Source organism: Nocardia shimofusensis NBRC 100134 (assembly GCF_001613125.1).
Classification (GTDB): Bacteria; Actinomycetota; Actinomycetes; order Mycobacteriales; family Mycobacteriaceae; genus Nocardia; species Nocardia shimofusensis.
In genome coordinates this window covers 1-3,124 of sequence record NZ_BDBT01000062.1, presented here as the reverse complement: position 1 = coordinate 3,124, position 3,124 = coordinate 1, and the positions used below count along the sequence as shown (strand labels likewise).

At 64.4% G+C, this 3,124-nt stretch carries 3 protein-coding genes; 1 reads left to right on the top strand and 2 read right to left on the bottom strand.

The window, feature by feature from the left end:
* Positions 1 to 1,265: PIN-like domain-containing protein (locus NS3_RS28030; protein WP_169811702.1), on the bottom strand; the 1,265-nt coding region annotated here is incomplete at its 3' end.
* A 267-nt stretch (positions 1,266 to 1,532) separates the two neighbouring features.
* Positions 1,533 to 2,246, bottom strand: a complete 714-nt coding sequence (locus NS3_RS28025) for a hypothetical protein (protein WP_067866049.1) — start codon at positions 2,244 to 2,246, stop codon at positions 1,533 to 1,535.
* 149 nt (positions 2,247 to 2,395) lie between these two features.
* Here NS3_RS28025 and NS3_RS28020 point away from each other — a divergent pair, with 149 nt between their 5' ends.
* Positions 2,396 to 2,929: a DUF8453 domain-containing protein gene (locus NS3_RS28020; protein WP_157101592.1), complete on the top strand. Its 534-nt coding sequence runs from the start codon at positions 2,396 to 2,398 to the stop codon at positions 2,927 to 2,929.
* The last annotated feature ends 195 nt before the right edge of the window (positions 2,930 to 3,124 follow it).

Genomic DNA, 3,124 nt, shown 5'->3' with positions numbered 1-3,124 from the left:
ACCAGAGGCTTTTGCCGTGCCCGTGCCGCTGCCAAGCTGTTGCGGGTGGTCAGGGTGGCGGGGTGGTCGGTGCCCAGGACCCGTTCGCAATCGGTGAGGGTCTGCTCGTAGAGCGGGATTGCCTCGTCGAGCCGCCCGGCCGCCTGGTAGGCGGAGGCTAGGTTGTGACGGGTGGTCAGCGTGGCGGGGCGGTCGGTACCGACAAACCGTTCAAAATCGGTGAAGGTCTGCTCGTAGAGCGGGATTGCCTCGTCGAGCCGCCCGGCCGCTTGGTGTGCAAAGGCGAGTTTGTTGCGGGAGACCAGGGTGTCGGGGTGGTCGGTGTTCTCGGGTGCGAGTCGTGAGGCCTCGTGGACTGTCGCGTCACTGACTTCGGCGGCGAGGTATTTCTTCGCCAGTTCCAAGAATGTGCGTGTGTCGACGAGGTGGAAGTCCTGCTCGGCTCGGTCCAGCATCTCTTTGACCAGCTCTACACGCGGCAGGATGAGCTCGCCTTCGCGCCGAGTCCAGTCCGGCTTCGTCTCATTGGTGATCAGCAGGATGGGTTTCTTGCGAGCCTTGGCCTCGCGGATCGTCTGTTCCCAGACCAGATAGTCTCCGATGCCGTCATCGGCCTTCTTGTTGTCGGTCCACCCCGGCGGGGTCCTCGCTTCGAACCGGCGCCGACCCATCTGAGTCAGAGTCTGTTTCGTCTTGTCGTCGAACGCATCACCGATTCTGCCGTCGATCAGCTCCTCGATCTTGCTCAGGATCGGATCGTCGTCCGGATGTGCGTCGGGATCGACTTCTGCGGCCGAATCGATGCCCTGATGGAGCGTGCCGAGGACTATGTCGAGGGCGTCGGGGAGAGGCTGCAGCAAGGGATCGATCTGGTCCTGAGTGAAACCGCACCGCCGCGCGTAGTCACGAACGACTTTGAGGACCTCGAGTAGGGCACCCTCGACATCGGAGTCGAATTTGGCGCGAGTGGTGTCCAGGCTGCGGAGCACGGTGGTGCGGTTCATGAGGAACTCGGCGACGGTCTGATGGGGAAGCCACAAACGCTCGCCGATCTGGCTCAGGACTTCCAAGTACTCCTCACGAGCGATCTCGGTGAAGCGGTAAAGGTCCAGCAGCGCGTTCGTATCGAGCGCGACGAGCCCGTCTTCGACGAACCGGCGTAGCTCCTCGCCGGTCGGATAGTGATAGCCGGGGAACAACTCCCGCAGCCGCGGTCGAGGTGTGCGGGCTGGGCGCTTCTTGGGTGCGGAGGGCTTGTCGGGCACCGGACGAGCCTACGGTCGGAAGCCGCGGAGTGGGCGCGGCGGCATATCCTCATCGAGTCTGATTCGGGCAGCCCGAGTGCATTTCACTACACCCGCAGGCTGGAGTCGGCTGTCGGCGCCGAGTGCGGGTGGCGGGCTTCGCGGCCCTCGGAACCGTTTCTGCACGGGATGCCCTTGCTGGGGTTGAGGATCATGTGGCCGATCTCGGTGCCCGGTTCTCTGACCAGCCTCGGTGGCGTTGAGGCATTCATGATCTGTCTGTGCTGGTTATGCACCGAAGAGTCGCTGGACGGTGCCGGGTGGGAGAACTGCTGTCGCTGGTGGTGCAGCGATCACCGTCTCGGCTTGCCCATTCGAGGTGCATGATCCGCACCGATGCCATCCGCCCGCGATGTTGATTTGGGGCGGGAACTGAGGGTCGCCCGTCGCGCGGGCACGTCTGCGCGCCTCGTCGAGCAGGAGTTCGTTGAGCTTGTCGGAGAGCTCGCCGGCGAGCTCGATGCCCTGGGCGAGCAGGGCGTCCACATCTGAGATGAGCATCCGGAGCCGATGTTCAGATCTGTCGATGGGCTTGTTCTTGTGCTCGAACGTCGAGCTGCGCCCGCAGTCGACGCAGCGGTCACGTCCGATGGCGTGCACCACCGCATTGCGCTGCTCAGCAACAGACTGCACCTGCACAAGCCACGGCCGGAAGCCGATCGGCAGCAACGCTGGATAGCGCTTCTCGATGCCCAGAAGCTCCTTCGTCAGTGAACCGGTCGTCGATTTCTCCGGGGAAGCGGCCACAGGCCCGTACTGAGTCAGGGCCTGGCGGATGTCCGACAGTAGGGCACTGAGGGAAGCATCGCTCAACGCCAATTCCCCAACCAGTCCACCCATCCCACTCGCCGCCATACGGCCAGAGTAGGCAGCCCCGACCCAGACACGGCCGAGGCCTGACCAATGCCGCCGGTGGGCCACCTCAAGGATCGCCAGCACCATCGGATCGACTGAAGAGTCTCGACCCGGTGGCGTCGAGGGCCGACAACCGCCACCTCTCAGGCTCGGCAGCCCTTGATGGCGGGCTGTCTCGAAACCTTGGAAACGAGACGGTCCGTGAGATGTCAGGCAGCCCAGTAGGCTTCGGCGCTATGCCCGTCAATTGGGGTTCGATAGCCGACTGGGCAGCAGCAGCGGGAACGATCACTGCCTCCGTCGCTGCGCTGGGTATCGCTGGTATGGATCGACGTGAACGCAAACATGAGCGTGAGGAGGCCGACCTCGCGCAGGCCCGTCTTGTGCTGATCACGGTCGAGTCCCCTGCGGGGCCTGGCGGGTATCGGGTCCGAGTAGAGAACTTCGGTGCTCGCCCCGTCCTGAACATTGCGTTCGAGACCGCGACGATCGACGAGCTACCACTGGTTCGGGTGGCGCCGCCGACCGACGGGCGTGAACCAGAAGCAGTATTGCAGCCTGGTAGGGCGCCTGCTACCTTCTTCGTCGCGTTTGTTGACGAGCAGGGGGAGACGGCGTTGGGCCAGGCCGTAGAGGATGCTCACGGAGGTTTCCGCTATCCGCTCGCGCCCCCAACGTCCAGCGTGAAGGTGACAGTGCGGTACACCGACGCCGGCGGTGTCCAGTGGGTTCGAACCGGCGACGACGCTCCTCGCCGGGTCCGTACCTAGCCCACAACCCAGGGCGCCTGTGGCCGCGCAGACCAGGCCCGCTGGTTGCTGCGGGTCGGATCATGGCAGCTGCGGGCCTTAGGGCGCGAAAGTTCGCAGAGGCCATGGGCATCCGAATAATGGGGCGCGTGGGAGATCTGAACGCGGCTGCTACACGGTTCGGGCTCTGTCCGGCGTTCGGGTTGGCCCGCGATT

Coding starts and splice junctions, on each gene's coding strand:
- NS3_RS28025 (WP_067866049.1), bottom strand. CDS start 2,246: ATGGTGCTGGCGATCCTTGAGGTGGCCCACCGGCGGCATTGGTCAGGC.
- NS3_RS28020 (WP_157101592.1), top strand. CDS start 2,396: ATGCCCGTCAATTGGGGTTCGATAGCCGACTGGGCAGCAGCAGCGGGA.